General features: G+C 45.2%; 2 protein-coding genes. One reads left to right on the top strand and one right to left on the bottom strand.

The annotated features are described in order from the left end of the window. A partial coding sequence (locus A3761_RS12085) for a CoA-binding protein (protein ID WP_068750274.1) occupies window positions 1-450 on the bottom strand: 450 nt, incomplete at its 3' end. Between the two features lie 113 nt (window positions 451-563). Here A3761_RS12085 and A3761_RS12080 point away from each other — a divergent pair. Beyond that, on the top strand, window positions 564-1,313 hold a 750-nt coding region (locus A3761_RS12080), incomplete at its 3' end, for a PHP domain-containing protein (RefSeq protein WP_156491813.1).

Raw genomic sequence — 1,313 nt, 5'->3', positions numbered from 1 at the left:
CAGAGTTGATACGCGCTCTGCTTCTTGGATTACCCGTTTAGGGCACCTGTCCATCACCACTGATATTCCTGCTGCACGTAACTTGGCTGCAGCAGTTTCATTGATGACGCCAATCTGCATCCAAACAACCTTGGGTTGTAGAGTTTTCGGAAGTGCTAGCACTTCGTCACATATCGATGCAGCGGCTTCAGAGTTTCTAAAAATATCGACCATGTCGACCTTAATGGGCAGCTTGGTGATGTTTTTGATTACCGTTTCACCTAACAGATTCTGGCCTTCTAGGTCTGGGTTAATCGGTGTGATTTTGAAACCTTTGTTTTGCAAGAAGTTCATGACTTCATTACTTGGTCTTTCGGGTTTTTGACTGGCACCAACTAAGGCAATTGTTTCAACTGAGTTGAGTAGATCTATCAACTGGTTGTGGTTAAATTGTGTTTTGATAAGGTTCACCAATGCGTCTGATACGGGAATTAAAGTCGTAAAAAATAAGCGCTAAGATGCTTCGACAAGGCCTTAAGTCATGCTAACATCTCAGCTCCTACAATATGTCATCGCGATACCTCATGCCAGCAAAATTTGTTCATCTCAAGTTACATACTGAATTCTCCCTTACCAACGGTTTGGTAAGGATCAAACCGCTGATTAAACAGTTGGTCGATGAGGAGTTTCCGGCGGTCGCGATCACTGATCAATCTAACCTGTGTGCACTCGTCAAGTTCTATAAGTCTACGCGCGGTTCTGGTATCAAACCGATCGCCGGGGTTGATATTTGGCTCGAAAACGAAAGTGAGCCAGACAATCCAAGCCGTCTTACCTTGTTGGCAAAGACTGACAAGGGTTACCTTAATATGACCGAGTTGGTCTCGAAGGGTTTTACTGAAGGGCAAGATTATGGCAAAGCGGTCATCACGAAAGAGTGGTTGAAGGAAGCATCAGAAGGTCTGATTGTTTTGTCCGGTGCGAAAGATGGAGAAATTGGCCGTGCTTTGTTGGCTGGGAGAGAAGACCTTGCTGTTGAGCTCTTGGAGCACTGGATGTCGGTTTTTTCTGATAGTTTCTACCTTGAACTTCAGCGTACTAATCGCCCTAATGATGAGGAATGCGTTCATCTGAGTGTTGCGCTAGCCGAGAAGTTATCGTGTCCGGTTGTTGCGACAAACGATGTGCAATTTCTGGCTGAGTCTGATTTTGAGGCTCACGAAGCCAGGGTTTGTATTTCAGACGGTGAAACACTCGATAACCCAAACCGGGAAAAGCTCTATAGTGACGCTCAGTACCTTAAAAGTGCTGACGAGATGTTGGCCTTATTCGAA

The organism is Oleiphilus sp. HI0123 (genome assembly GCF_001635315.1).
This window is presented reverse-complemented; position numbering and strand designations above follow the sequence as displayed.